This is a genomic window from Mesocryomonas lacus (assembly GCF_055730105.2).
The window spans coordinates 1-213 of sequence record NZ_JBUZWF020000027.1 but is presented as its reverse complement, the minus strand read 5'-3'; the positions used below and the strand labels follow the sequence as shown (position 1 = coordinate 213).

The 213-nt window shown below is 54.5% G+C and carries 1 protein-coding gene; it reads left to right on the top strand.

The window, feature by feature from the left end:
• On the top strand, window positions 1-213 hold a 213-nt coding region (locus tag ACZLZQ_RS24285; protein ID WP_472951892.1), incomplete at both ends, for a hypothetical protein.

Below are 213 nucleotides of genomic sequence, written 5' to 3'. Positions count from 1 at the left end.
ATCAATCTAGCCCTTGTCGGCGTCGTCGGAATATCGGCGCTTCTAAATCTGGCAGCTCTCGAACTGACCGTTATGCCGAGCTTTCTCGAACTGGAGGATACGGCGGCACGACGGAATCAGAGCCGGGTACTCGAGGCGATAGAGAGCCAAAAAGCGCAGGTTGCAGCATCATCGCGGGATTATGCTTTCTGGGACGATAGCTACTCCTTCATG